Source organism: Fictibacillus sp. FJAT-27399, assembly GCF_001510655.1.
Taxonomy (GTDB): domain Bacteria; phylum Bacillota; class Bacilli; order Bacillales; family Fictibacillaceae; genus Fictibacillus_C; species Fictibacillus_C marinisediminis.
Genome location: NZ_LMVC01000002.1, coordinates 50498 through 76135 on the forward strand (window position 1 = coordinate 50498; position 25638 = coordinate 76135).

25 protein-coding genes, 2 pseudogenes and 1 riboswitch are annotated in these 25638 nt (G+C 44.0%); of the genes and pseudogenes, 18 read left to right on the forward strand and 9 right to left on the reverse strand.

Translation table 11 applies throughout. The annotated features are described in order from the left end of the window. The first annotated feature begins 39 nt into the window (after window positions 1–39). From AR335_RS05310 to AR335_RS05345, 8 genes and pseudogenes are all read left to right on the forward strand, one after another. The gene (locus AR335_RS05310; protein WP_062232795.1) at window positions 40–3273 is read left to right on the forward strand and encodes an efflux RND transporter permease subunit; all 3234 of its coding nucleotides are present in this window, start codon (window positions 40–42) and stop codon (window positions 3271–3273) included. Between the two features lie 353 nt (window positions 3274–3626). Then, window positions 3627–4595: a nuclease-related domain-containing protein gene (locus AR335_RS05315; protein ID WP_062232798.1), complete on the forward strand. Its 969-nt coding sequence runs from the start codon at window positions 3627–3629 to the stop codon at window positions 4593–4595. A gap of 71 nt (window positions 4596–4666) precedes the next feature. Next, window positions 4667–5557, forward strand: coding sequence for a formyltetrahydrofolate deformylase (purU, locus tag AR335_RS05320; protein WP_062232800.1), 891 nt, complete (start codon window positions 4667–4669; stop codon window positions 5555–5557). Between the two features lie 80 nt (window positions 5558–5637). Then, window positions 5638–5744, forward strand: a riboswitch (purine riboswitch). Between the two features lie 169 nt (window positions 5745–5913). Next, window positions 5914–7107, forward strand: coding sequence for a nucleoside transporter C-terminal domain-containing protein (locus AR335_RS05325; RefSeq protein WP_062232802.1), 1194 nt, complete (start codon window positions 5914–5916; stop codon window positions 7105–7107). 140 nt (window positions 7108–7247) lie between these two features. Further along, window positions 7248–8000 carry a DUF2087 domain-containing protein gene (locus AR335_RS05330; RefSeq protein WP_062232804.1) on the forward strand — a complete coding sequence of 251 codons (753 nt, stop codon included), beginning with the start codon at window positions 7248–7250 and terminating at the stop codon, window positions 7998–8000. 20 nt (window positions 8001–8020) lie between these two features. After that, a pseudogene (locus AR335_RS05335) lies at window positions 8021–8378 on the forward strand (GIY-YIG nuclease family protein). Then, window positions 8375–8626 (forward strand): annotated as a pseudogene (locus AR335_RS22950) (MATE family efflux transporter); the annotation flags it as partial. The pseudogenes AR335_RS05335 and AR335_RS22950, both read left to right, overlap by 4 nt. 222 nt (window positions 8627–8848) lie before the next feature. Next, complete coding sequence (locus AR335_RS05345; protein WP_062232808.1) at window positions 8849–9457, forward strand: DedA family protein; 609 nt, start codon at window positions 8849–8851, stop codon at window positions 9455–9457. 30 nt (window positions 9458–9487) lie between these two features. Here the strand turns inward: AR335_RS05345 and AR335_RS05350 are convergent, their stop codons facing one another. Both AR335_RS05350 and AR335_RS05355 read right to left on the reverse strand, forming a co-directional pair. Then, a complete protein-coding gene (locus AR335_RS05350) occupies window positions 9488–10423 on the reverse strand; it encodes a DMT family transporter (RefSeq protein ID WP_062232810.1) in 936 nt (311 codons plus the stop codon). After that, the gene (locus AR335_RS05355) at window positions 10420–10830 is read right to left on the reverse strand and encodes a MerR family transcriptional regulator (protein WP_082683368.1); all 411 of its coding nucleotides are present in this window, start codon (window positions 10828–10830) and stop codon (window positions 10420–10422) included. The genes AR335_RS05350 and AR335_RS05355 overlap by 4 nt, the downstream gene beginning before the upstream one ends. 259 nt (window positions 10831–11089) lie before the next feature. Between AR335_RS05355 and AR335_RS05360 the strand changes: the two genes are divergently transcribed. The 6 genes from AR335_RS05360 to AR335_RS05385 all read left to right on the forward strand — a co-directional run bounded on the left by AR335_RS05360 (window position 11090) and on the right by AR335_RS05385 (window position 17110). Then, window positions 11090–11434, forward strand: coding sequence for a DUF3870 domain-containing protein (locus AR335_RS05360; RefSeq protein ID WP_053357157.1), 345 nt, complete (start codon window positions 11090–11092; stop codon window positions 11432–11434). Between the two features lie 245 nt (window positions 11435–11679). Next, entirely contained in the window at window positions 11680–12318 is a 639-nt protein-coding gene (locus tag AR335_RS05365) for a response regulator transcription factor (RefSeq protein ID WP_062232816.1), read from the forward strand. Between the two features lie 12 nt (window positions 12319–12330). Continuing rightward, window positions 12331–13431, forward strand: coding sequence for a sensor histidine kinase (locus AR335_RS05370; RefSeq protein ID WP_062232819.1), 1101 nt, complete (start codon window positions 12331–12333; stop codon window positions 13429–13431). 152 nt (window positions 13432–13583) lie between these two features. Beyond that, window positions 13584–14519, forward strand: coding sequence for an ABC transporter ATP-binding protein (locus AR335_RS05375; RefSeq protein WP_062232822.1), 936 nt, complete (start codon window positions 13584–13586; stop codon window positions 14517–14519). Between the two features lie 323 nt (window positions 14520–14842). Next, entirely contained in the window at window positions 14843–15964 is a 1122-nt protein-coding gene (locus AR335_RS05380; protein WP_062232825.1) for an ABC transporter permease, read from the forward strand. Beyond that, the gene (locus AR335_RS05385) at window positions 15965–17110 is read left to right on the forward strand and encodes an ABC transporter permease (protein ID WP_062232829.1); all 1146 of its coding nucleotides are present in this window, start codon (window positions 15965–15967) and stop codon (window positions 17108–17110) included. Between the two features lie 289 nt (window positions 17111–17399). On the opposite strand, the gene AR335_RS05390 is transcribed toward AR335_RS05385, so the two are convergent. The 5 genes from AR335_RS05390 to hxlA form a co-directional block, all read right to left on the reverse strand. After that, window positions 17400–18539, reverse strand: coding sequence for a zinc-dependent alcohol dehydrogenase (locus AR335_RS05390; protein ID WP_062232833.1), 1140 nt, complete (start codon window positions 18537–18539; stop codon window positions 17400–17402). A 50-nt stretch (window positions 18540–18589) separates the two neighbouring features. After that, window positions 18590–18835, reverse strand: a complete 246-nt coding sequence (locus AR335_RS05395) for a hypothetical protein (RefSeq protein ID WP_062232836.1) — start codon at window positions 18833–18835, stop codon at window positions 18590–18592. Window positions 18836–18901: 66 nt separating this feature from the next. Next, window positions 18902–19618 carry a 3-ketoacyl-ACP reductase gene (locus AR335_RS05400; protein ID WP_053357164.1) on the reverse strand — a complete coding sequence of 239 codons (717 nt, stop codon included), beginning with the start codon at window positions 19616–19618 and terminating at the stop codon, window positions 18902–18904. An 86-nt stretch (window positions 19619–19704) separates the two neighbouring features. Continuing rightward, complete coding sequence (gene hxlB / locus AR335_RS05405) at window positions 19705–20262, reverse strand: 6-phospho-3-hexuloisomerase (RefSeq protein WP_062232837.1); 558 nt, start codon at window positions 20260–20262, stop codon at window positions 19705–19707. A gap of 11 nt (window positions 20263–20273) precedes the next feature. Continuing rightward, a complete protein-coding gene (gene hxlA / locus AR335_RS05410) occupies window positions 20274–20906 on the reverse strand; it encodes a 3-hexulose-6-phosphate synthase (RefSeq protein WP_053357166.1) in 633 nt (210 codons plus the stop codon). A 197-nt stretch (window positions 20907–21103) separates the two neighbouring features. On the opposite strand from hxlA, the gene AR335_RS05415 reads away from it, so the two are divergent. The 4 genes from AR335_RS05415 (at window position 21104) to AR335_RS05430 (ending at window position 24386) form a co-directional block, all read left to right on the forward strand. Continuing rightward, the gene (locus tag AR335_RS05415; RefSeq protein ID WP_062232840.1) at window positions 21104–21460 is read left to right on the forward strand and encodes a winged helix-turn-helix transcriptional regulator; all 357 of its coding nucleotides are present in this window, start codon (window positions 21104–21106) and stop codon (window positions 21458–21460) included. Window positions 21461–21606: 146 nt separating this feature from the next. Beyond that, entirely contained in the window at window positions 21607–23253 is a 1647-nt protein-coding gene (locus AR335_RS05420; protein WP_062232842.1) for a gamma-glutamyltransferase family protein, read from the forward strand. Window positions 23254–23283: 30 nt separating this feature from the next. Next, window positions 23284–23859: a chromate transporter gene (locus tag AR335_RS05425; protein WP_053357168.1), complete on the forward strand. Its 576-nt coding sequence runs from the start codon at window positions 23284–23286 to the stop codon at window positions 23857–23859. After that, window positions 23856–24386, forward strand: coding sequence for a chromate transporter (locus AR335_RS05430; protein WP_062232847.1), 531 nt, complete (start codon window positions 23856–23858; stop codon window positions 24384–24386). The genes AR335_RS05425 and AR335_RS05430 overlap by 4 nt, the downstream gene beginning before the upstream one ends. 29 nt (window positions 24387–24415) lie before the next feature. On the opposite strand, the gene AR335_RS05435 is transcribed toward AR335_RS05430, so the two are convergent. Further along, entirely contained in the window at window positions 24416–24859 is a 444-nt protein-coding gene (locus AR335_RS05435) for a threonine/serine exporter family protein (RefSeq protein ID WP_062232850.1), read from the reverse strand. A 12-nt stretch (window positions 24860–24871) separates the two neighbouring features. Next, window positions 24872–25633, reverse strand: a complete 762-nt coding sequence (locus AR335_RS05440) for a threonine/serine exporter family protein (protein ID WP_053357171.1) — start codon at window positions 25631–25633, stop codon at window positions 24872–24874. Between the last annotated feature and the right edge of the window lie 5 nt (window positions 25634–25638).

The window sequence follows — 25638 nt, forward strand, 5'->3', positions numbered from 1 at the left end:
CCCGACTGGTCAGTCATACGTTTGAAAGGAGAAGAAAGAATGAGTTCAATCATCAGGTTCTGTCTGAAGAATAAATTTGCCGTATGGCTTTTAACGCTGCTTGTTGTTGCAGCTGGCTTGTACTCTGGTTTGAATATGAAACTGGAAACGATGCCTAATATCAATACACCGGTCGTCACAGTATCCGCGGTATATCCGGGTGCTACTCCAGAAGAGGTAGCTGACAAGGTGACCGTGCCGATTGAGCAGAAGGTGAAGAATTTATCGGGTGTTGATTCCGTAAGTTCCTCTTCATATCAAAATATCTCTTCTGTCCAGATCGAATACAACTTCGACAAGGACATGGAAAAGGCGAAGGGAGAGGTGCAAGAGGCTCTTGCCAACATCAGTCTTCCTGATTCAGTCGATGACCCGAAAGTATCCCGTCAAAGCTTTAATGAATTTCCGATTTTATCATTAAGTGTTTCGGATAAAGATAAATCACTGAAGGACTTGACCAAAGTGGTAGAAGATGATGTCGTACCAAGACTTGAAAGAGTTGAAGGTGTTTCCTCTGTCCAGGTTGCAGGCCAGAACGTTGAGGAAGTTCAGTTAGACTTCAAACAAGATAAATTAAAAGAAAAAGGTCTGACAGAAGACACGGTCAAGCGGTTCATTCAGGGTGCCAATTCTTCCATGCCGCTCGGACTGTACAACTTTAACAACAAAGAAAAATCTGTAGTTGTCGATGGTAAGATCACAACCATCAAGGAACTGAAGAACCTTGAGATTCCGGTGACTTCTCCTGCTCCAGAATCAGGGGCGGGCAATGCACAACAGGCAGGAAAGAGTCCTTCAGCTACTTCAGGTGGAACTGGTGTACAAAGTGCCGGAACAGCTGCCGGCCAAGGGGCACAGCAAGGCGCACCTGGTGCTGGTCAACAAGGTTCACCAGCAGCCGGTTCGGCACCACAACAAGCACAGCCTTCAGAGCTGCCAACTGTTAAATTAAAAGATATCGCGTCGATCAAGTCGGTAGGAAAAGCAGAATCGATCTCCAGAACGAATGGCCATGAATCCATTGGCGTTCAGATCGTTAAATCTGCGGATGCCAACACGGTTAATGTGGCAGACGATGTAAGAAAAGAATTGAAACAAATCAAAAAGGATCACCCTGGATTGAAAACCGTTAATGTGTTCGACCAGGCAACACCAATCAAAGAGTCAGTCAGCACGATGCTGAACAAAGCGCTGATCGGCGGATTGTTCGCCGTGATTATCATCCTGCTTTTCTTACGGAATATCCGTTCAACAGTGATCGCGGTCATCTCGATCCCTCTTTCGTTGCTAATGGCCATTCTTGCACTGAAGCAGATGGATATCACGCTCAACATCATGACCCTCGGTGCCATGACGGTTGCCATCGGCCGGGTAGTCGATGACTCGATCGTCGTTATCGAAAACATCTACCGCCGGATGTCACTGACAGGCGAACGCATCAAAGGCAAGGAACTGATCACATCAGCAACACGTGAGATGTTTATCCCAATCATGTCATCAACAATTGTCACTATCGCAGTATTCCTGCCGCTCGGCCTCGTTAAAGGACCTGTCGGAGAGCTCTTCCTGCCGTTTGCTTTAACCATTGTTTTCGCCCTCGTGGCATCCCTGATCGTGGCCATTACGGTCGTCCCGGCTTTTGCAGATTCCTTGTTTAAAAAGGGGTTGAAGAACAAGAAGGAAGTCGGCCACGATAAACCGGGTGCACTTGCAGGCTTTTATAAAAGAGTTCTGAACTGGTGGCTCAACCATAAATTTGTTTCATTCGGGCTGGCCATCCTTCTGCTAGCCGGAAGTTTGTTCCTTGTTCCGAAGATCGGCGTCAGCTTTCTGCCATCCGATGATCAGAAGATGGTAATCGCAACGTTCAATCCAGAACCAGGGCAGACGAGAAAAGATGTGGAAAAAGAATCTCTTAAAGCTGAAAAATTGCTCATCGACCGTAAACATGTGAAGACGATCCAGTATTCCGTTGGCGGTGAGAACCCGATGAATCCGGCAGCGAGTAACCAGGCGATGTTCTTTATGGAGTATGACAAAGATACCCCGAACTTTGAAAAAGAGCAGAAGCGTGTTATTGATGACCTGCAGGGAACAACGAACAAAGGGGAATGGAAGGCACAAGACTTTGGAGCTACAGGCGGAAGCAATAAGCTGGAGGTTCAAGTCTATGGAAACAACATCAAGGACATTAAGCCTGTCACTGAAAAAGTCCAGAACATCATGGACGATAAGAATTCCTTGAGAAATGTGGATTCCAGCCTGTCCAAATCGTACCAGGAATACACGATTGCCGCTGATCAGAAAAAGCTGAGCAAGCTCGGTCTGACCGCCAGCCAAATCGGCATGGAACTGAATGATTCCGGTGATAAATCAGCGCTGACGACGCTGAAAAAAGACGGCAAGGACATTAACGTCTATGTAAAAGTAGACAAAAGCAAATACAAAGACATTAACGACCTAACCGCTAAAAAGCTGCAGTCCGCAACTGGAAAAGAAGTGGCCATCAGTGACGTAGCGAAAGTGAAAAAAGGCGAAACCGCAGACACGGTTACACGCAAAGACGATAAGATCTATGCGAGTGTCAGCGGAGACGTCACCAGCAAAAACGTAAACAAAGTGTCTGCAGATGTGAAGAAAGAAATCGATAAGCTTGATCTTCCTAATGGTGTAGACGTGAAGATGGGCGGGGTAACCGAGGATATCAATGAGTCCTTCAGCCAGCTGGGACTTGCGATGCTTGCAGCGATTGCGATCGTTTATTTTGTACTCGTCGTAACGTTCGGCGGTGCATTGGCGCCATTCGCCATCCTGTTCTCATTGCCGTTTACTTTAATCGGTGCACTTGTCGCTCTTTATATCTCTGGTGAAAGTATTAGTATCTCTGCTATGATTGGTGCTTTGATGCTCATCGGTATCGTTGTAACGAATGCGATCGTGCTGATTGACCGCGTCATCCACAAGGAGAACAAAGGCCTGCCCACACGTGAAGCATTGCTTGAAGCAGGAGCTACCCGTTTGCGTCCGATCCTGATGACTGCTCTGGCAACCATTGGAGCCTTGATTCCGCTTGCGCTCGGATTTGAAGGCGGCGGCTTAATCTCCAAAGGCCTGGGCGTGACCGTTATCGGCGGTCTTACAAGTTCAACACTGCTGACTCTTGTGATCGTACCGGTCGTATACGAGTTCTTGATGAAGCTGACACGGAGAAACAAAAAAGAAGCAGCTGAATAATTATTGGTCATGAGCGGGCTTGCCGATTGAGGCAGGCCTGCTTTTTTGTGGAGGATTATTTAATGGAGGGGGAGAATTAATGGAAGTGGAAGGCGATGGAAAAGACGATCCAAGGGGCGCAAATGATTGTAGCGAAATTGGTCGAACGGTGTCGAGTTTATTCGGTTCGAGAATAAAAGGAGTGATTTTGCGAATATACAGGCTTGTTTTAAGAATAAATGACTAGTTTTCGAGAATAAAACTCCATCTTTTAAGAATAGCTGACCTTCATCAACTTGTTATCTTCCACCATCGATTTCTAAATTGTAAAATATGTAAAACAGCCACCCCGAAAACCAAGAAGGAGTGATCAAATGATTGTAAAGACACGGAGCGTTCCGCTGTCCATTCAAAAATTACAGGCTTTGTTACGAAGATTACCGAAAAATCATCAGAAAATCCCCATTATTCAGGAAGATTTAGCAAAAAAGATGGCTGGTTACAGAGGAGAGTACTCTATAGACTATCCTCTAAGTTTTGTTCCCTCGAAAGACTACTCAATTTTACATGACATCCGTCTTCCTTTTAAAGAATACTTCTTTCAAATTGACACACTGATCCTATCACAGCGTTTCATCCTCATTTTAGAAGTGAAGAACATTGCAGGAAAGCTTTACTTTGATCAGGATTTCCACCAGCTTATCCGGACATTGGACGGAAAAGAGGAAGGGTTTCCAGATCCGATTCTTCAAATAAGGAGACATGAATTTCAGATGAAGGCCTGGCTTGAAAAGCATAAGTTCCCAGAGCTGCCAATGGAATCACTAGTCGTAATCAGTAACCCCTATTCTCAAATTCAAATCTCCCCTGAACATAAGCATCTTCATAAAATTATTCTTCATCGTGAGGCCTTGTCTTCCAAGATTTCTAAGATAGACCACCTTCACAAAAAAGAAATACTCACAGAAAAACTGTTAAAGAAAATAATCCGTCTACTAATGAAACAGCATCGTGAATCTAATTCTTCGATACTGGATCAGTTCGGTATTAAGAGGCACGAGCTTCAAAAAGGTGTACAGTGTATGGATTGCAATCATCTCGCCATGCAAAGGAAGCATGGAAGCTGGTTTTGTCCAAATTGCTATTATAAATGCAAAAATGCACATATTGAGGCTCTTAAGGATTACTGCTATCTAATTAACTCTACCATTACAAATCAAGAAGCAAGGGATTTTCTCCTGTTGTCCTCGTTAGATGTTACTACTCGAATACTCCGTTCTACAGCTACTAAGTTTGATGGCGTGTACAAATCAACTCTCTACCATCTCACCTTCGAAGACTAGCCCCAACCCCTGCATCATTTCCCTTTTTCCTCACAATCCCGTATACTCAGATATTAAAAAGACAGAGGAGAATGGAGAGCATGCAAAAGAGTGAACCCGTACTAAACAGCAACAAAGGAAGGCTGCTGGTCAGCTGTCCGGACAAGCCGGGAATTGTGGCGGCCGTTTCGCAGTTTTTATATAGCCAGGGAGCGAATATCGTGGAATCCAATCAATATTCGACGGATCCGGCGGGCGGCACATTTTTTATGCGTATCGAGTTTGAATGTGAAGATTTGGGCGAAAACGCTCCAAATCTAAAAGAGGCTTTCACCGCAATTGCCGAAAATTTCGAAATGGACTGGCGCTTCTCGCTGGTATCCCAACTGAAGAAGACGGCTATCTTTGTTTCAAAAGAACCACACTGTCTGCTCGAGCTGTTGTGGGAGTATCAGAGCGGAGAACTCGACGCGGAAATTGCCCTTGTGGTCAGCAATCATGAGGATTCAAGAACGCTTGTCGAATCGCTCGGGATACCCTACCATTACATACCGGCCAACAAGGACATCCGTAAAGAAGTGGAAGAGAAACAGCTGCAGCTTTTGGAAGAGTATCAAATTGAGCTTATCGTCCTCGCACGTTACATGCAGATTTTGACGCCGGATTTTGTATCGAAGCACCCAAACCGAATCATCAATATTCATCACTCCTTCCTGCCGGCGTTTATTGGTGCCAAGCCGTATGAACGGGCGTACGGAAGGGGAGTGAAGCTGATTGGTGCGACCTCTCACTATGTGACCAACGATTTGGACGAAGGTCCAATCATTGAGCAGGGAGTGGAGCGGGTCAGCCATCATCATAATGCGGAGGATCTGAAAAGAATCGGCAGTTCCGTTGAGCGCAGTGTACTTGCCCGGGCGGTAAACTGGCATCTGCAGGACCGGGTGATTGTTCACGAAAACAAGACGATTGTTTTTCATTAATTCGAAATTATTTTTAAAATAAAACTTTTTGTCCCTCCATTGTAAAAAGAATGTTGATATATTAAAATGACCTTTATTCCTAAAAATTAAAATAGTATCCTTGTATAATATCAGTACAATCAATCGGTCTGATAGTTTCTACCTGGCAGCCGTCAAATGCCGGACTACAGGGAAGCGTGAAATTAAAAAGAGTCTCAGTCTCAACACGGAGCAAGACCGATCACTTTTCCGGACTATACTCTGCTGTATGACAACGTGTATTGCTCTTATTTTCATGCTTTCTGTCCAATTTGACTGAAAGCAGGGAAATAAGGGCATTTTATATACGGAAAAACATACAACGGGAGTGGTTGGACTTGTATTTTTTGATGAATCTGTTAGGTGTGCTGGTAGTGCTCGGAGTCGTTTATTTATGTTCTCCGAATCGAAAGAACGTAAAATGGAAATCCATTGGGATTCTTTTTGCGGTTGAATTGCTCATTACGTGGTTCATGCTTGGTACAAAAATTGGAACAAAAGTGATTGATCAGTTTGCGTCATTTTTTACTTGGCTCATTGCCTGTGCAAACGACGGAACGGCCTTTGTATTTCCTTCCGTTATGGCAAATAAGAACATCGATTTCTTCTTTAGTGCTCTTCTTCCTATTATTTTCGTCGTTACGTTCTTTGATATTCTTTCTTATTTTGGAATCTTAACGTGGATTATCGATAAGGTTGGCTGGGTCATCTCAAAAATTTCAGGGCTGCCGAAGCTTGAAAGCTTTTTCTCCATCCAGATGATGTTCCTTGGAAATACAGAAGCACTTGCGGTGATCCGCCAGCAGCTGGTCGTGCTCAAACAACACAGGCTGCTGACGTTCGGACTGATGAGCATGAGCAGTATCAGCGGTTCCATTATTGGAGCGTATTTGACGATGGTGCCGGCAACATATGTGTTTGCGGCTATTCCTCTCAACTGTTTGAATGCCTTGCTGCTAGCAAGCATTCTGCATCCGGTAGACGTGGCAAAAGAGGAAGATATCGTCTATGTTCCGCCAAAAGAAGAGAAGAAGGATTTCTTCTCTACGATCTCTAACAGTATGCTTGTCGGGATTCGCATGGTCATTGTCATCCTTGCGATGGTGATCGGTTACGTGGCGCTGACGTCCGCTTTGAACGGGATCCTTGGATTCTTTATCAATGGACTTACGATTCAAAAAATCTTCTCGCTCATCTTCAGCCCGTTTGCCTTTTTACTAGGGCTTCCGGTTCATGATGCAATGTATGTCGCAAAATTGATGGGAATAAAGCTGGCGACCAATGAGTTTGTGGCGATGATGGACTTGAAAAATCAGCTTAAAAACTTGCCTCCGCATACGATTGCTGTTGCGACAACGTTCTTAACATCGTTTGCGAACTTCAGTACAGTTGGTATGATCTACGGAACGTACAACTCCATTTTAGGAGAAGAAAAATCAACGATCATAGGCAAAAACGTCTGGAAGCTTCTCGTGAGCGGAATGGCCGTATCACTGCTGAGTGCGATGCTTGTCGGATTGTTTGTTTGGTAATATTTATAAAACCTTCTGGAAACGCGTTTTCCGGAAGGTTTTTTGTTTTGAATTTTTTTACATTAAATTTATTGACATATAACAAACAAAATAATATTATGTTTGTAAATAAATAAACTTTTATAGGGGTTGTTTGTAATATGTCGATATCGGATTTGTTTTGGGAAGCGTCATTGGAAGATTTGAAAAAGGGTTATGTAGAAGAAGATCATCATTTTGTTTGCCTCTTATGCGGGAACACCATTGAAAAAGGCATCATCTATCCTGAAAATGATGTACTTTACGAAGCGGAAAAATATATGACTCTTCATATCGGCTCTGAGCACGGTTCCGTTTTCGAGTACCTGATCGGACTAAATAAAAAACTGACAGGCTTAACCGATCACCAGAACCGGCTTCTCCGGCTTTTTTATGAAGGGAAAAGCGATGAGGAAATCAAGCAGGAAATGGAGGTTGGCAGCACGTCAACCATCAGGAACCACCGTTTTGTGCTGAAAGAAAAAGAGCGCCAGGCGAAAATGCTGCTGACGATTATGGAGCTGCTGAAGGAAAAGGATCAGCACGCGCCCCCCATGATCGCACCCCATCAGACAGCGACCATGATTGATGATCGGTATAACGTGACAAAAGAAGAGAAGGAGAAGATGGTGAAAAAATACTTTATTGAAGGATCGATGTCATTAAAAACATTTCCGTCAAAAGAAAAGCAAAAGCTTGTTGTTCTGCGGGAAATCACTTCATTATTTTCTTCAGATACAACGTACACCGAAAAAGACGTCAATGAAATCTTGAAGACGGTTTATCATGACTACGTGACGTTGAGAAGATACATGATTGCCTATGGATTTCTGGACAGGAAAGCTGACGGAAGCTCATATTGGCTGAAAAAATAAAACGAAAGAAGTAATATGTTTTGGACAGGAAAAAAGAATTAAAGCAGCAATACATGGAAACAAAGATTGAAGCGGGTGTTTACCTGATCAGGAACACCGCCAATCCCAAAAATTTTTGTAGGAAGCACGAGAAACTTAAAATCGATCAATGGGAAAAGATTTGAGCTGGAGCAAGGCAGCAGCATGAACAAGACACTCCAAGAAGAATGGAATGAGTTTGGTAAAGACGTCTTTGAATTTAAAGTGCTTGAGGTTCTAGAGAAGAAGGACGATGGATATTTTAATGAGAAAAAAGCACTTGAAAAACTGGAAGATAAATGGCTGCAGGAGCTTAAGCCGTTTGGAGGCCGGGGATACAATAAGGAGAAACCGCGATGAATGCGAATGAAGCGATAAAGGAGAATCCTTCACAGATGACGGTAATGAAGCCGATGCTCCTGTTTCTCGTACCGCTGCTTTTCAGCAATATTATGCAATCGATCGGGCAGCTGGTCGGGATGATGATTTATCGGTAGATGGATGGGAGTGGACAGCGTGGCTGCCATCTCTGCTTTTTTTCCATTGTTCTTTTGCTGATTTCTTTTGTGATTGGAATCGGCTCAGGAAGCTCCATCCTCATCGGGCAGACTTCTATCTTTCTCAATATACAAGCCTTCAGATCAGAGGAATTTGGATTGGATATCCTGCTGCCTTTATCGCAGGTCTTGCATTGCAATATGCGTACTACCGGCTTTCATGGAGTAACAAGCAGATTGTCCGTCTGATCGATTAACAAAAACCTCTTTGGATGAAACCAAAGAGGTTTTGTTTCGTAGTAGTTAGTGGAATGCTTGTTTCAGGAGGTTTACATGCAGAATTGGATTACAGACATTATTGAACAATTTGGCTATTTCGGCGTTTTTTTGATGATCGCCCTTGAAAATATTTTCCCGCCCATTCCCTCTGAAGTCATTCTGACGTTCAGCGGTATGATGACGTCTTTCTCTAAACTCTCGGTGTGGGGAGTCATTCTGGCAGCGACGGCAGGCTCGGTTTTTGGAGCTGCTGTTCTTTTTAAAGTAGGTACGTATCTCGATGTTCCACGTCTTGAAAAAATTGTAGACCGCTGGGGAAAAGTCCTGCGGTTAAAAAGAGAAGACATTTATAAAGCAGATTCCTGGTTTGATAAATATGGGTATTGGGCCGTTCTTCTGTGCCGGCTCGTTCCCCTTATCCGAAGCCTTATTTCGATTCCGGCGGGGATGTCGGGCATGAGGTTCAGTCTTTTCCTGCTGTTTACGACGATCGGCACACTCGTGTGGAACACGATTCTCGTTTATGTCGGAGCAGCGTTCGGGCGGAATTGGGAACAGGTCGTTCAGTTCATGGACATCTATTCCAACATCATGTACGCTCTGCTGGCTGCTGGGCTGTTGGTGTTCGTCCTTTTATTTATGAAAAAAAGAAGAAAGCAATAAAGCTGTCCGCCATTTGAGCGGACAGCTTGTTTATTTTATCTTTGCTGCTTCGGGATAGACGTGGGACTCTGTTTTTGGATTGAACAGCGAAAGAACTCCAGACGCGGTAAGTACGCCTAAAATTACACATCCGACTCCAAGCAGCTGAGGGTAGGTGATAGATGTCCCAGTCATGGCGGATATGATCATCGTAACCACAGGAACAAGGTTGAAAAATAGGGAGGTCTTGCCGGCTCCAATTTTTCTGATACCAAGGTTCCACCATAAATAGCCAAGTACGGTCGTACATATGGCCATAAAAAGAATAGCTCCCCAGCCTCCAAGCGGAATGTGAGGTGTTTCGGCCGGTGGTCTTGAAAACAAAGAGACAGCAATTAATGCGGCAGCACCGATCAGCATCGGATATGCCGTTGTTTCAAGAGAAGAGCTGTCTTTCACCCATTTCCGTCCCAGCACTCCATAGTTTGCCCAGCAGAGGTTTCCTCCCAGGATGATAAGATCTCCTTTAGAAAAGGATAGGCTCATTAACGTTTCCAAGGAGCCTTGCGTGATGACTAAAACGACGCCAATAAAGGCAAACCCAGTTCCGGCCATACGCTGTTTTGTCAGTTTTTCTTTTAGCAGGAACAGTGCTAAAACCGACGTCAAAATAGGGTTGGTGCCCATTATAAGCGCTCCATTAATCGGTGACGTATATTTCAATCCCGTGAAAAACAAAGTGTTAAAGCCGAACACTCCGATGATGCCGAGAGCAGCATAAGCCGCTAAATTCCGGGATAGCGTTGTTTTCTTCACACCTTCACTAACGATTAAAATCAGAAAAAGCACGATTGCAGCGATACCAAAGCGCCAGGCGGCTGCCGAGGCCGGTGAAAAATACCCTACTGCATACTTGCCGAGATTAAACGTAGCTCCGGTAAACACCGCAAAACCAAGCAGCATGAGATAGACTGAGAGATTTTTCATTTCTTCGCTTCCTCTTCCAATAACGTGTGATACGTTTGAAGCTTCTCCCTGGTGACTTCCATAATGGCTTCCAATTCCCGTTTTTTGTTCTCCATGTTTTTTAGATGTTTTTCTAGGATGTCCACTCTTTTCGTCAGTGTAGGAGCGGGCTTGTAATTGGGATCTTCTTCCAAACTGTCCCAAATGCAGCCATCCTGTACAAACTCTTTTACCTCTTCCAATGGCATGCCAGTATCCTTCAGGCTTTTTAAAAACTTGATGAACGCAATATCTTTTGCTGAATACAGACGCTTATGGCCATTCTTCCTTCCAGGTGCCGGCAGCAAGCCCAGCTTTTCATAGTAACGCAGTGTATAGGCACTGATGCCGGTATCCCGGGCTGCTTCACTGATCGTGTACATAACCAATCATCCCTTTCTTTCACTTTCTTAAAGCTTACAACTTAGAGCTTGCTCTAAGTCAATTGGATATTTGGAAAAAAATAAAAATAGGCAATGGTTTTGGGGTTGCGAATTTGTGGTAAATTGCTTTGATTAGCCAAATCAGTGTCTCCCGAAATTTTTATTTTGGGTACATATATATTTTTCAGGTTTACCCCGTAAGATAGCACATAAGGTTTGTTGCAGCAGTAAAAACAAATCACAGATAAAAGAGGGGTCTGGCGAAATGACTGAATTAACGAGGATGAAGACTGTGCTCGTAACGGGGTATGCGAAAGCGCCGCATGGAAATTATATGTTTGAAGTCTGCAAGACATCGGGCATCGTCATGGAAATTGATACAGAGACCAATATGATCGTCAATGCTGAGTTTACGTTTGCCACGGAGCTGGCACGCGATTTTCTGAGAAGGGTCATCGTCAATTATAATTTAGCACAGGGGATCGACGGATTGATCCAGAGAATCGAAGACTATTATTATACCCCTTCCACACCTTCCGTCATCATGGCAGTCAAAGCCGCCCATAAACGGTATTTAGAGAAAATGAGATATTCCCAAGCGGCAACCTGATCCTTAAACCTTCAAACCTATTAAATGGGTGGCGATCTGTACTGATCGGCTGTGTAATCATGTTTATTGTTCTGGGCATTTCAGAATTTCAGAGTTTGTTTTAAATAGAGTAGAAAGGGCTTGTCCATTCGGATGGGCTCTTTTTTTATTCGTGAAGAGGTTTTTGGTAAAATAAAGCCAATTAGAAGAAGGAAGAAAGTTAAAAAGAAGGATGTGAGCAGCGGAACGTATTCTGCTGAATAAAAATGAAAATTAAAATTATTATTGCGGATGACAATTCCTTTATTCGAGAAGGAATGAAAATCATATTAAGCACGTATGGAGATTTTGAAGTGCTTGCTACCGTTAATGACGGTAAGGAAGCCGTTGATTTTTGCAAAAATAATGAAGTGGATGTTGCCCTTCTTGATGTGCGGATGCCGAACATGAACGGTGTGGAGGCGACAAAATTCATCGCAGAACATACGTCGTGCAAACCCATGATCCTGACCACCTTTGATGATGACGAATATATATTTGACGCTATAAAAAACGGTGCAAAAGGCTATTTGTTAAAAAACACAGAGCCTGAACGGATTCGCGATGCCATTAAGAGTGTCTATCACGGCAACACGGTAATGCAGGATGTCGTTCTGGAAAAATTGAAATCGAATATCGATGGAAGCAAAAAGGCAGAGACAAAAATTGATGCTAGTCTTTTTACCAAACGCGAGATGGGAATCATGGCGCTCATCGCCAAGGGGTTCTCCAATAAATCCATCGCAAAGCAGCTTTTTATCTCAGAAGGAACCGTCGCCAACTATATTACCTCTATATTAGGAAAAACAGGTCTGGAGCATCGAACTCAGATTGCTATTTACTATTTAACAGGATCTGTGGAGTAAGGGGTAGAAACAATGGAGCTATGGATCATTTACACCAAGCTGATCGTCGTGCTTTTTCTTGCGGCCAGCTATGCCCGCATGAATGTGGAAAATCTGCCGTGGATCATATTTTGTCTCCTCTTATACGTGAGCTTAAATATCATCATGTATATCTTCAGCCGCGAGAAGTTCCAGCAAACGGTTCTGCTTGTTTCAATTCTGATGACCTGCCTGGCCTTTTATTATGTGGATCCGCTGTTTATTTTGCTTTTGCCATTAAATCTATATGAGCTGGCCTCACCATATTTCAAAACGAAATGGCTGCTGCTGGCTCTGGGTCTAATCCCGGTTTTGTATCTGCCTCAAAATAAATACTTATTTGGGTTGGTTTCTGCCTTCACCTTTGTTGTACATACGATGACCACCCGCTATACAGAAAAACTGATTCAGTATGAGAGCAAGCTGGACAAGGTGAGGCATGATATGCAGCGTCTGACGTCAAGCCTCAATGAAAATCAGGAGTATATCAAGCAATCTGAATATACGCATCGGCTTGAGGAGCGGAACCGCATCTCACAGCAGATCCATGACAGTATCGGCCACTCCATGACTGGAACATTGATACAGATGGAAGCAGCAAAGAGCTTGATGGGGATGGATACGGGGAAAGCGAAAGAACTCTTGCAGAATGCCATCGTCATCTCGAAAAAGGGAATTGAAGATATACGAATTACCTTGAAAAATATGAAGCCCCCCACTGAACAGATGGGGGTTCAGCGAATGAAACTGATGATTGAAGAGTTTTCGGTAAAGCACCGGATCAAGGCTCCTTTCGTATACAAAGGAAATATGGACATGATTACTCCTATCCAGTGGAAGATTATCGCGGAGAACGTGACCGAGGCGCTTACGAATTCCATGAAATATGGCAAACCGACGGAAATATCGATCGAGATTCATGTACTGAACCGCATGATCAAAGCGGAGGTCAGGGACAATGGAAGAGGAGCTGTTAAAGTGGTAAAAGGGCTTGGAATCATGGGGATGGAAGAGAGAACAGCCTCTGTCAACGGAACGATTATTGTGGACGGAACGAACGGTTTCTCTGTTACCACGCTGCTTCCTATAGGCTAAGTCTCATATACATGGGAACAAATCGGATTCTTCGTAAGCCCATTTTTCCTAAATAGTGAAGATTCTCATGTGAAAAGAGTGAACTAATGCACTGACGTTGGTTCACTCTTTTTCCGTATAATGACAATATAAAGAATACATGAGGTGAGATGATGAACGTTTTAGAAATCAATAACCTGACAAAAAAATTCGGTGACTTCATCGCGGTAGACAATATGTCCTTAACCATTAAAGAAGGTGAAATTTTCGGGTTCCTCGGTTCGAACGGAGCCGGAAAAAGTACAACGATCAACATGATTGCAGGTTTGTTAAGAAGCAATGAAGGAGAAATCAAAATCCTTGGCAAGAACATTGCAAACAACAGCAAGTTCGCAAAGATGAACATCGGCATCGTACCACAGGATCTGGCCATCTATGAAGATATGACAGCCTATGAAAATATACGTTTCTTCGCAGGACTTTACGGACTCCGCGGTGCAGAACTCAAAGACCGGGTAGAGGAAGCACTCGAGTTTGTCGGCTTGCTTGATAAACAAAAAAACTTTCCAAAGAACTTTTCCGGCGGGATGAAACGAAGGCTGAACATCGCCTGTGCCATCGCGCACCGTCCGAAACTGATCATCATGGATGAACCGACGGTCGGGATTGATCCACAATCCAGGAACTATATTTTGAACTCTGTCAGAAAACTGAACGAGATGGGATGCACCGTTATCTACACGAGTCACTATATGGAGGAAGTCGAGGAAATCTGTACGCGAATCGCCATCGTCGACCATGGTAAAGTGATAGCGGAAGGCACAAAAGAACAGCTGAAAGCCATCATTACAGACACGAAAGACATCTGGGTCGATGTAAAATCAAATGAAAATATTGAAGGAAACATATTAAAAGACATCAACGGGGTAAACACGGTGCAGGTTGAAGAGAACATCGTTAAAATCAATTCTCAAGCCGAAGTCAGCAACTTAAATAAAATCATTCAATATTTTATCAACCGGGAAATCGAAATCCGCTCACTGCAAGAACAGGCACCTAACCTGGAAACCGTCTTCCTCACCCTAACCGGAAGGAATTTAAGAGATTAAGGAAAAATCGGCTCACGAAGAAGCCGATTTGTTCCCGGCATCAACGAGGGAGCAAAAAGCGCAATTCTTTTTTCTCTGCTTCATTAAGGAAAATTGGTGTTAGCCAATTGTTCCTACCTTATGGGGCTCACGAAGAAGCCAATTAATCTACTACGGCGAAAGAGCAAATAGGAAAAATCGGCTTAGACGATTTGTTCCCACATTCATATTCTTTTTGCTCTGTTTCATTAAGGAAAATTGGCGTTAGCCAATTATTCCTACCTTTAATTAACTCTAAGAAGCTATAAACTTCTTTACAAAAATAACTAAGGAGGACTTCTCCCTTGAACATATTCAACATTGCACTTCATCATTTAAAAATCAGCATCAGGGATACCAGAACGTTGATTTTCATGCTGGCATTTCCAATCGTGATGATGCTGGTTCTTGGCTCTGCTTTATCCAATGCGTTTGATAACAATATCAAGATTGATAAAATGCAAGTCCTTTATAAAGAAACTGGGGACACCAGCTTCTCCCCGTATTTTAAAGAATTTACGAAGGCTGCCAAAAAAGAAGATATTTATTTTTATAAAGCTCCTGACAAAATGGATGGAAAAAAAGAAGTAAAACAAAACCGCTATGATGCTTATGTGGAAGTTTCCAATAATGGCTTAACCTTTTACGGAAGTGAACGAAACAGCATTGAGAGCAGCATTGTTCAAGGAATGCTGACAGCTTTTGCAGATAAATACAATCTCGTCAGCCAAGTGGCTAAAGTGAAGCCGGATCAGACACAGACGGTGCTCGCCAGCGGTACACCGGGCGATTACGTAAAAGAGAAGTCATTGAACGCCAATAAAGCACCGGGATCAATGGATTATTATGCGGTGGCTGTAACAACGATGATCGCTTTGTACGGGGCGATGGGGGCATCCTTTTTGCTCAGGGGAGAGAGAACACGAAATACAGCGGTACGTTTGGCAACCGCACCGATCACCAAGGCTGAAATTTTTCTCGGGAAAATTATCGGAAGCATTGTACTAAACCTACTATCTCTTCTTCTCATTGTCGCTGTGAGTTCCTTGCTGTTTAACGCAAACTGGGGGGAGCATCTCGGCCTGGTCATTGTCATATTACTATCTGAAGTTTTCCTTGCCGTAAGTTTCGGCCTTGGGGTCAGTTACATGGCAAAAACCGGTGAGGCTTCCAGGACGATCATCCTCATTGTTGTTCAGCTCGCTTCCTTCTTCGGCGGGGCTTATTTTAAAATCGATAATCCCGATGGCTTCATGAAGCTGGTCACGAACCTTTCACCGCTGACTTGGGCAAATTCAGCCATCAATAAAATTATCTATAATAATGATCTTGCTGCTTCACTGCAGGTTATTGGATTAAATCTCGGGGTAGCTATCATCTTTTTAACCATTGCCATTGTTGCTTTCAAACGACGGGAGGGTTTTTAAGTGAAAGAGATTCTTTGGCTCATAACAAATTCTCTGCGCTCCATCATTAAAAATAAAAGAAAGCTGTTCACCTACCTATTTGTACCGCTGATCGGTATTCTCATTGGAATTGCGGCGTATGGCAACACAGGTCCCGCTACCATGCATGCTGGCGTCGTTAACCAAGATAAAGGGGAAATTGCCAATGACACGGTTAAATTTGTCGACGGATTAACAAATGTAAAAGTGAAAAACATTAGCTCTTCAGAAGTGAAAGATCAAATTGCTTCAGGAAAGCTTGATTGTGTTATTGTCCTGAATTCGGGCTTCTCAAACAGTGTGCTGAACGGCAACCCTGATCACATTGAAATCGTATCCATCAAAGGGGCAACCATCACTGGTTTTGTGAAAACCTATGTGAATAACTATTTGTCTAACATCGCTTCCTTAAGCAAGGCAGCTGGCGGAGATCAAGCTGCGTTTCAAAAAATGTATGACCAGTACCGTGCATCAGACTTTCAAGTTTCAGCTCATTCACTCAAAGATACTTCAAAAAATAATGATATAACGAATCAGACGGTCGGTTTTCTTATCATGATCATGCTTTCATGTGCGGGCGGATTATCTGAAATTATCCTTCAGGAAAAAGAAAACAGAACCTATCTGCGGTTAATGTCAACACCGATTAACAGCCGAAAATACGTTTTCTCAAATGTGGTTGTTAACATGATCATCATGACGGTACAGATCTTAATTACACTAACGTTTATGACTCAAGTGTTCCATATTTCTACGGGGATCCCGTTCTTGACGATGGTAGAAATATTAATGATTTTCGCTCTTGCAGGTGTTGGATTATCGCTTGTCATCACTGCATTTGCATCGACCACGACTTCAGCTGGAGCACTGCAAAATTTGATCATGACACCATCGTGTCTGTTGGCTGGCTGCTTCTGGCCAGTAGAGATCATGCCGAAGACGCTGCAAAAAATAGCAGATTTTCTTCCTCAGCGATGGCTGCTGGACACATTTACCCAGCTGCAAAAAGGCCATTCGCTAAGCAGTCTTTCACTGAACATCGCCATTCTTTTCGCTTTCGCATTAGCCTTCTTCATGATTGCGATCTATAAGTTCAGCCGCGGCAATAATGTAAGGAACTTTATATAATAAAAAGCTCTGTTAGAAATGTTGTTGATTTTTGGTAGGGGTGATTGAAGCGCTCGAAAAGCAGAAGGGTATAAGCAAGCTTTTTCCCATGCTTTTCGAGCGCTTCATTTGTTTCACAAATCAGCCGGCTCTTATCATCGCCAGATATCACCCCTTTTTCTCTAAGAAAAAGACTTGAGAGCCTCTTTTAAGCATCAGTATGCGATGTCCATTATGATTGGAAATCAACAAAATGCTTTAACAAAGCCTAATAAAAATCCCCTTTGGATGGTCCAAAGGGGATTTCGCTTTAAGGTTTTAAGACGACTTTAATGCACTCATCCGCATGATCGTTGAATGTTTTGTACGCTTCGCTCGCCTGATCAAGAGGTACTCGGTGTGTAATGATCTCAGTCGGATCAAATTCCTTATTGGCAATTTTATCAAATAGCATCGGCATATAGTGGATAACAGGGGCCTGGCCCATTTTCATTGTGATATTACGCTCAAAAATGTTTCCAAGCGGGAACATGTTGTACATGGATCCATATACACCAGTGAGTTGGATGGTTCCAAACTTTTTAACGGCCTTGAGGGCGATCTGTATGGCACTCAGCGTACCGCCCTGCAGCTTCAGTTTTTGTTCAATCGCTTCAACAGGCGACTTTTTGCCGTCCATTCCTACACAATCGATAACAACATCTGCGCCGCCGTTGGTGACTTCATGAATGTGGGCACCCATGTTATCGAATTGATCAAAGTTAAAAGCTTCAACATTGTTCATTTTTACTGCATGATTAAGACGATATCTTAAGTTATCTACGGCAATGACACGCTTGGCGCTTTTCATCCATGCAAATTTCTGTGTCATTAAGCCAATTGGACCACAGCCCAGAACAACGACCGTGTCACCTTCTTTTACCCCGGAATTTTCGACGCTCCAGTAGGCTGTAGGAAGAACATCAGACATGAAAAGCACAGCTTCATCCTCAAGTTCCGCTGATTCAGGAATGACAAACGGCATAAAATTTCCATAAGGCACACGCAAATATTCGGCTTGTCCACCGCTATAGTCGCCGTAACGGTCCGTAAAGCCGAAATATCCGCCTGTATCAAATTCAGGATTTCGGTTGGAATTATCACATTGGCTTTCCATTTCATGCTGGCAATAATAGCAGTGGCCACAAGAAATATTGAAAGGAAGGACGACCCTGTCTCCTTTTTTTACTTTGGTGACATCAGGACCAACTTCTTCTACAATACCCATGGGTTCATGTCCAATGACATAATCCTTATGTGCTGGAAGAGCTCCCTGATAAATGTGGAGATCTGATCCGCAGATAGCGGTTGAAGTAATGCGGACAAGGATGTCTTCCTTTTCCTGTAGTTTGGGATCTTCAACATTTTTCACTTCGATTTCTTTTGCTCCCTGAAAAGTAACAGCCTTCATAATCAACCTCCTAAAATTGGTATAAAATACTATACCCTTTGAGAGGTTTTTTACCCTTCATTTACATAAACACAAAAGAGGGGCTGTCCAGAAAGTCGAAAATTGACCTTCAGCAGCTCCTTTTTGGCTTGAAAATCTTCAATGAAAAGTTGATTGAAGTGGAAGGTGCGAGACTCCTGCGGGACTAGCGTGACAGGTGAGACTCCCGTAGGCGCTAGCGCCAAAAAGTAGGCGTTCACGCCGGTAAGGCTCACCGCACGCCCCGCGGAAAGCGAGCACCCTGGAACGGAAATCAACAGCTTACAGACTTCTTGGACAGCCCCCCTATGTTCCTCAAGGAGGAACTGCCCTTTACCTGTTTTTTATGGATTTGTTGACCACATGCCTGCGTTTTTAATAAAAATACGCGGATTTAATTTTAACTGGGAAACCATGAACTCGGCCATATCCTCAGGCTGCATCACTTTTTCTGGATTGCCGTCCGTCAGATTTGTATCAATGGCCAAATCTGTCGCCACTGTGCTTGGTGTCAGGGCACTGACACGAATATTATGTTTCCTTACTTCAAGCATAAGAGATTCGGTTAGACCTAATACTGCAAATTTAGAAGCACTGTACGCACTTGTTATTGGTGCACCTTTTTGCCCTGCTGATGACGAAATGTTAATGATATCGCCTGCTTTTCTTTCAATCATTCCCGGCAAGACTGCTCTTGTAACGTTGTAAACACCCATTAAATTGACGTCTACGATATTTTTCCACTCTTCAGGCGAAAGTTCAAGGAATCCGCCAAACTTTGCGATCCCGGCATTATTTATTAAAATATCGATGGAGCTCAGTTCATCTTCAATGCTTTTTACAGCTTGAACAACAGCATTGCTATTCGTAACGTCAGCTTCTGCAATCGCCACCTTCACGCCATATTCCATCAGTTCTGCTGCTGTTTTTTCGAGATTTGAACGGGTTTTACCGATAAGGCCAACATGAATGCCTTCATTTGCAAAAGCAATCGCTGTTGCACGGCCGATTCCTCTTCCAGCTCCGGTGATGAGCGCTGTTTTTCCCTTTAATGTTTGCATCTGCGCTTTCCTCCTTTATGTAAAAACAACTGGAAGGACGCCAAAGGCAGTCCTATCCTGTTTTTTTATTTGGATGCAATGGCATCCTATTCCAAATTTGCATGGCGCCCGAACATGGTATCCGTATCAAGCCCTTTTCTTTCCATGAAACGTAAAATAACAGCATCGAAAAACAGCAGAAGAGTTTGTTCGAATAGAGATCCCATAGGCTGAATGGTCTTATAGTCATTTTCCGATTGATCCTTTGGAGAGCCTGGTAATTTTACGCAGACATCGGCCAATTTACCAAGAGTCGAGTCGGGAAAGATGGTCACTGCAATGACTTTACCACCAATGCTTTTCGCTTTTTCGGCCATTGAAATAAGGCTTTTTGTTTCTCCGGAACCTGAACCGAAAATGATGAGATCGTCTTCAGTCAGGTTAGGGGTCACGGTTTCACCGATGACATAGGAATCCAATCCCATGTGCATCATTCGCATGGCAAAGGATTTTCCCATCAGTCCGCTTCGGCCGGCTCCTGCAACAAATATCTTCTTGGCTTTCAAAATTTCATCTACGAGCTTTTCAGCCTCTTGATCTGAAATTAAGTCCGCTGCCCGGCTTAATTCCTTCACAATTTCCGTATAATAATGTGAAGTATTCATGTGGAAAATCCTTAGCTTTGTTTTACTAATTTTTGGATTTCAGCTGCGGTTGCTTTTTTATCATCTTGTCCAGTAATACCGCCGCCGACAATAACCAGGTCAGGCTGAGCTGCAACAACTTCAGGCAATGTTTCTAATTTGATTCCGCCTGCGACAGCCGTTTTTGCGTTTTTAACGACGCGTTTGATCGCTTTTAAGTCTTCAAAAGAGTTTTTCCCGACAGCCTGTAAGTCATAACCTGTATGGACACAAATATAATCAACACCAAGCTCATCAAGCTCTTTTGCTCTTGTTTCGATATCTTTAACAGCAATCATGTCCACAAGGATTTTTTTGTTTTGTTTTTTTGCTTCATCAACCGCACCTTGAATGGATGCATCTTCAGCTGCCCCAAGGATGGTAATGATGTCTGCACCGGCTTCAGAAGCCTTCATGACTTCGTATCCTGCAGCATCCATAATCTTTAAGTCGGCAAGGACTTTCAAATTTGGAAATGCTTCTTTCATTTCTTTAACTGCTCTAAGGCCTTCGTTGATAACAACCGGGGTACCGATCTCAACGATATCGATATGTTCTTCAACTTCTTTCACCAATTTGATGGCTTCTTCTGTATTTACAAGATCTATCGCAAGTTGTAATTCCATTTTTACATTCTCCTCCTGTGGTGTTTTATCTATGTTGCACTTCATATTATTTCCTTTGGCGGCTGACTTTATAAAGTCCGTCAAGGATTAGTTGTAAGTATACTCTTCATGATTACCTATTGTGAAGTACTGACTTTAATATTACATAGTGTTAAAAAGTATACTATAAGGTATAATAAGGGTGGAGGTGATGTTCTATGTCACGAATGGACGATAAAATGTTTAACTGTGAGAAAGAATTAACGTTATCTGTCATCGGCGGCAAGTGGAAAATGATTATTTTATGGCACCTTGGGAAAGAAGGAACGAAACGCTTCGGTGAGCTGAAGGCTCTTATACCCGGCATCACTCAGCGCATGCTCGTTAACCAGCTTCGTGAACTGGAAGAGGATATGATTGTCCATCGCGAAGTTTATCCTGTTGTTCCGCCAAAAGTTGAGTATTCATTGACGAAGCAAGGTGAGAGCCTGATGCCGATTCTTGATGCCATGTACCAGTGGGGGAAGGATTACATGGTAACCATGGATATGAAACCGATAGACGAGGTAAAGTAATCCCGTCCGAAGAAGGACGGGATTTTTTTATGTTTATGAAAGTGCTATTTGTAAAACATTTGTATTTGTTCCTAACAACATTTAAACTATTTATAAAAATATTCTGAATATATGTGCAAGTTATGCATGCCATGAGAGGTGAAAATATGAAACAGCAAACCATTGAACAAACAACAGAACAAACATTTTATGATCATGAACGATATCCTTTTGCTTCCCGGCGTTCAGTAACGTACGGAAAAAAAGGAATGGTCGCAACATCACAGCCGCTTGCGGCACAGGCAGGCCTGGATATCTTAAAAAAAGGCGGAAATGCCATTGATGCGGCAATTGCGACGGCTGCCTGCCTTACCGTGGTCGAGCCGACGTCAAACGGGATCGGAGGAGATGCTTTTGCGCTTGTTTGGACAAAAGGAAAGCTGCACGGGTTGAATTCAAGTGGTCCCGCACCCCGAAATATTACCGTTGAAGCGCTCAAACATGAAGGGTACGACAAGATCCCGAAATATGGCTGGTATCCGGTTACTGTCCCCGGAGCTCCTGCGGCATGGGCAGAATTATCGCGCCGTTTTGGAAAGCTGCCGCTGACTGAGGTGCTGCAGCCTGCCATTACATATGCAGAGGAAGGCTATCCAGTTTCTCCAGTACTCGGAAAGTATTGGAAACAAGCTTTTGAAGCTTACAAAAAAGAACAGAAATCCGATGAGTTTAAAAGCTGGTTTGAGACTTTTGCGCCTGATGGAAGAGCGCCGGAAATCGGTGAAGTATGGCGCTCACCTGATCATGCGGTTACTTTAAAAGAGATTGCTGAAACGAACGGAGAATCTTTTTACAGAGGGAAATTGGCCGACAAGATCAGCACAGCCTCTGAAAATGAAGGGGGTTTCCTGCGAAAGGAGGATCTTGCGGCCTATTATCCAGAATGGGTGGAACCGATTAAGGCGGAGTATAAAGGATATGAAGTATGGGAGATCCCCCCGAATGGCCAGGGAATTGTTGCTTTAATGGCACTTAATATTTTAAAAGGATATGATTTTCCTCAAGCGGACTCAGCGGACAGGTACCATAAGCAGATTGAAGCGATCAAGCTCGCTTTTATGGATGCCAAAAAATATGTGACAGATACTACACATATGAAGGTAACAGCTGAATCTCTTTTATCAGAAAAATACGCAGAAGAGCGAAGGGAGCTCATTGGCCCGGAAGCGATGCTGCCGAAGCCAGGGACACCTCCAAAAGGCGGAACAGTCTATCTTGCAGCAGCTGATGAAGATGGGAACATGGTATCGTTTATTCAAAGCAACTATATGGGCTTTGGTTCTGGAATTGTGGTGCCTGGCACCGGCATCAGCCTTCAGAACCGGGGACATGATTTTTCATTGGATCATTCTCACCACAACTGCCTTCGTCCCGGCAAGAGAACCTATCATACCATTATCCCGGGATTTTTAACGAAAGACGGCCAGCCTGTCGGTCCTTTCGGCGTTATGGGAGGATACATGCAGCCCCAGGGGCATGTCCAGGTCATCATGAACACGGTCGATTTCCTGCTGAATCCACAATCCGCGCTTGATGCGCCAAGATGGCAATGGATCGAAGGGAAAAAGGTACTGGTAGAACGTTCACTGCCGCAGCATGTTGCCGAGGAATTGGCGCGCAAAGGCCATGACGTAAAAGTTGCACTTTATGCCGGAAACTTTGGGAGAGGCCAGATCATATGGCGCAATCCTGAAACCGGTGTACTGGCCGGCGGAACAGAAGGCCGGACTGACGGGGCCGTGGCAGCGTGGTAGAAATAACCTTCATAAGGATTTGATGCATTCATGACCTATTTGCAATTATTTATCGCTTTTTTTCGATCAGGCATTCTTGGATATGGAGGCGGTCCGTCCTCCATACCGCTCGTACATAAGGAAGTGGTCGGAAAGTTTAAATGGATGAACGATGAAGAATTTGGAGATGTGCTTGCCCTTGGAAATGCCTTGCCCGGCCCCATTAACACAAAAATGGCAGGATATATCGGATACCGGGTGGCCGGTTTATCCGGTATGCTTGTTGCTTTGCTCTCTTCTATTCTTCCTACTATTATTCTGATGATCGTCCTTCTTACCTCTCTCGCACAATATAAAGACCAGCCATGGGTTCAAGGAATGACAAAAGGCGTGCTTCCTGTTGTTGCCGTTATGCTTGCGGTGCTGACGTGGCAGTTTTTCACCAGCGCAAAGAAAGGTCTGGGAGTTAAGCTCAGCCTGATTCATGTAGCGGCAGGCATCTTATTATTGCAGCTGCTGAGGATACATCCCGCCATTTTGATCGGCGTACTTCTGGCTTATGCGCTTCTTAAGCCCACAAGGAAAGATAAAGAGAAATCTTCTGAGAGAGGGGAAGGTATGGGATGATTTATTGGCATATTTTCCTTGCTTTTTTTATCCCCGGCATGCTGGGGTATGGGGGAGGCCCGGCTTCGATTCCTCTGATTGAAAATGAAGTTGTGGGCCGTTATCATTGGCTGACCGTCAATCAGTTTACTGAAGTGCTCGCGCTTGGCAATGCACTCCCGGGTCCGATTGCCACAAAGATGTCCGGCTATATCGGTTACACGCAAGGAGGAGCTCTCGGCTCTTTTGTGGCTGTTTTTGCAACGGTAGCGCCTTCCCTGGTTTTGATGATCGTCTTCCTGAGTGTCATCTATAAGTTCAAGGATTCACCAAGAGTGAAAAAAATGACGTTATACGTAAAACCAACGATTGCCGTTCTTCTCGGAGTGATGGCTTATGACTTTTTTGCGGAATCTGTCAGCTCTTCCGGCTGGATACAGACTGCAGCCATAGCCGCTATCAGTTTTCTATTAATGCAAAAATTCAAAGTATCTCCAGTCATTGTAATCGTGGCGGCCATTGGCTACGGGGCAGTTTTCATGGCATAAGAAAAGAACTGACATTGTCAGTTCTTTTCTTATGTCACCTTTCTTTGGCTGCGCAAAATGATCGGGATAATCGTTCCTGCAAGGACAAGCCCGAATGCGATTGCCCCTGAAATCAGAAAGGTTTGTGAGCCGAGCTGGATCGCGGCGTTGTAATCATTCTCGACCAGCTGCCTCATCGTGTCATAGGCACCGCCGCCTGGTACGAGCGGGATGATGCCGGAGACACTGAAGATGATGACAGGCATACGGTGGATCCGGGCATACAGGTGGCTGATGGCCGCTACCACAAATGAGGCCATCGCGGTGGCCAGAACCAGATCGAACTGGCTGTTTCCTGACATCCCTTCAAAGATGAGCCAGCCGATCATCCCGCAGATGCCGCCGGGGATGACAGCCTTTTTTGGAACGTTAAATAGAATACCAAACCCGGCCGAAGCAATAAAGCTCGTCCAAATAGCCTCAATCATGTGCATCGTATTTCCTCCTCACAGCGTAACGATAACAAAGGCAATGCCAGTTCCGATGGCAAAGGCCGTCAGCATCGCTTCAGCTCCTAATGAGATGCCGGAAACAAGGTGACCGGCCATCAGATCTCGTACCGCATTTGTGATCAGCACACCCGGCACAAGCGGCATCACGGCTCCGATAATAATCTTATCGAGCTGGTCTCCAATGCCAGCCGTGATGGCAAGCTTGGCGATCAGGCCGATAAAAAAAGCAGCAAGAAGCTCAGAGAAAAAGCGGACCGAAATGTAGCGTTTTGAAAATAAGAAAATGGCATAACCAACACCTCCGGCGATCATGGCAGGCAAAAAGTCGTTCCAGTTTCCTTTGAACATGAGGGCGAAGCAGCCGCTCACGAGAATGGCAGCCACAACCTGAATCCATGTTGGATACGCTTCAGGTGTGACTTCAATCTTTTTTAATTCCTTTTTTGCCGTCTCCAGTGAAAGGGATTCATTGGCCACTTTCCGTGACAGATCATTGACGAGAACGACGACATGCAGATCTGTCGACCGGTCGAGGATCCTGACAATCTTCGTATAATCCTTTGTTTTTCCCTTTTCAAGCAACGATAGAATAATGGCGGTCGGTGTAACGAAAACCTGGGCGGCTTCCATGTTATAGTTTTGCGCAAGTCGGGTGATCGTATCTTCAACCCGGTAGGTTTCTGCACCATTTTGAAGCATGAGCCTGCCTGCCAAAAGGCATACTTCCATTACATCTTCAATTTTATTCTTAGGCATAGTAG

Bases quoted from the DNA above. Each gene is read 5' to 3' on its own strand.
- AR335_RS05370 (WP_062232819.1), top strand. From the start codon at position 12,331: ATGGAGCTATGGATCATTTACACCAAGCTGATCGTCGTGCTTTTTCTT.
- AR335_RS05350 (WP_062232810.1), bottom strand. From the start codon at position 10,423: ATGAAAAATCTCTCAGTCTATCTCATGCTGCTTGGTTTTGCGGTGTTT.
- AR335_RS05415 (WP_062232840.1), top strand. From the start codon at position 21,104: ATGTCACGAATGGACGATAAAATGTTTAACTGTGAGAAAGAATTAACG.
- AR335_RS05440 (WP_053357171.1), bottom strand. From the start codon at position 25,633: ATGCCTAAGAATAAAATTGAAGATGTAATGGAAGTATGCCTTTTGGCA.
- AR335_RS05315 (WP_062232798.1), top strand. From the start codon at position 3,627: ATGATTGTAAAGACACGGAGCGTTCCGCTGTCCATTCAAAAATTACAG.
- AR335_RS05430 (WP_062232847.1), top strand. From the start codon at position 23,856: ATGATTTATTGGCATATTTTCCTTGCTTTTTTTATCCCCGGCATGCTG.
- AR335_RS05310 (WP_062232795.1), top strand. From the start codon at position 40: ATGAGTTCAATCATCAGGTTCTGTCTGAAGAATAAATTTGCCGTATGG.
- hxlA (WP_053357166.1), bottom strand. From the start codon at position 20,906: ATGGAATTACAACTTGCGATAGATCTTGTAAATACAGAAGAAGCCATC.
- hxlB (WP_062232837.1), bottom strand. From the start codon at position 20,262: ATGAATACTTCACATTATTATACGGAAATTGTGAAGGAATTAAGCCGG.
- AR335_RS05400 (WP_053357164.1), bottom strand. From the start codon at position 19,618: ATGCAAACATTAAAGGGAAAAACAGCGCTCATCACCGGAGCTGGAAGA.
- AR335_RS05330 (WP_062232804.1), top strand. From the start codon at position 7,248: ATGTCGATATCGGATTTGTTTTGGGAAGCGTCATTGGAAGATTTGAAA.
- AR335_RS05425 (WP_053357168.1), top strand. From the start codon at position 23,284: ATGACCTATTTGCAATTATTTATCGCTTTTTTTCGATCAGGCATTCTT.
- AR335_RS05435 (WP_062232850.1), bottom strand. From the start codon at position 24,859: ATGCACATGATTGAGGCTATTTGGACGAGCTTTATTGCTTCGGCCGGG.
- AR335_RS05345 (WP_062232808.1), top strand. From the start codon at position 8,849: ATGCAGAATTGGATTACAGACATTATTGAACAATTTGGCTATTTCGGC.
- AR335_RS05375 (WP_062232822.1), top strand. From the start codon at position 13,584: ATGAACGTTTTAGAAATCAATAACCTGACAAAAAAATTCGGTGACTTC.
- AR335_RS05360 (WP_053357157.1), top strand. From the start codon at position 11,090: ATGACTGAATTAACGAGGATGAAGACTGTGCTCGTAACGGGGTATGCG.
- AR335_RS05390 (WP_062232833.1), bottom strand. From the start codon at position 18,539: ATGAAGGCTGTTACTTTTCAGGGAGCAAAAGAAATCGAAGTGAAAAAT.
- AR335_RS05365 (WP_062232816.1), top strand. From the start codon at position 11,680: ATGAAAATTAAAATTATTATTGCGGATGACAATTCCTTTATTCGAGAA.
- purU (WP_062232800.1), top strand. From the start codon at position 4,667: ATGGAGAGCATGCAAAAGAGTGAACCCGTACTAAACAGCAACAAAGGA.
- AR335_RS05420 (WP_062232842.1), top strand. From the start codon at position 21,607: ATGAAACAGCAAACCATTGAACAAACAACAGAACAAACATTTTATGAT.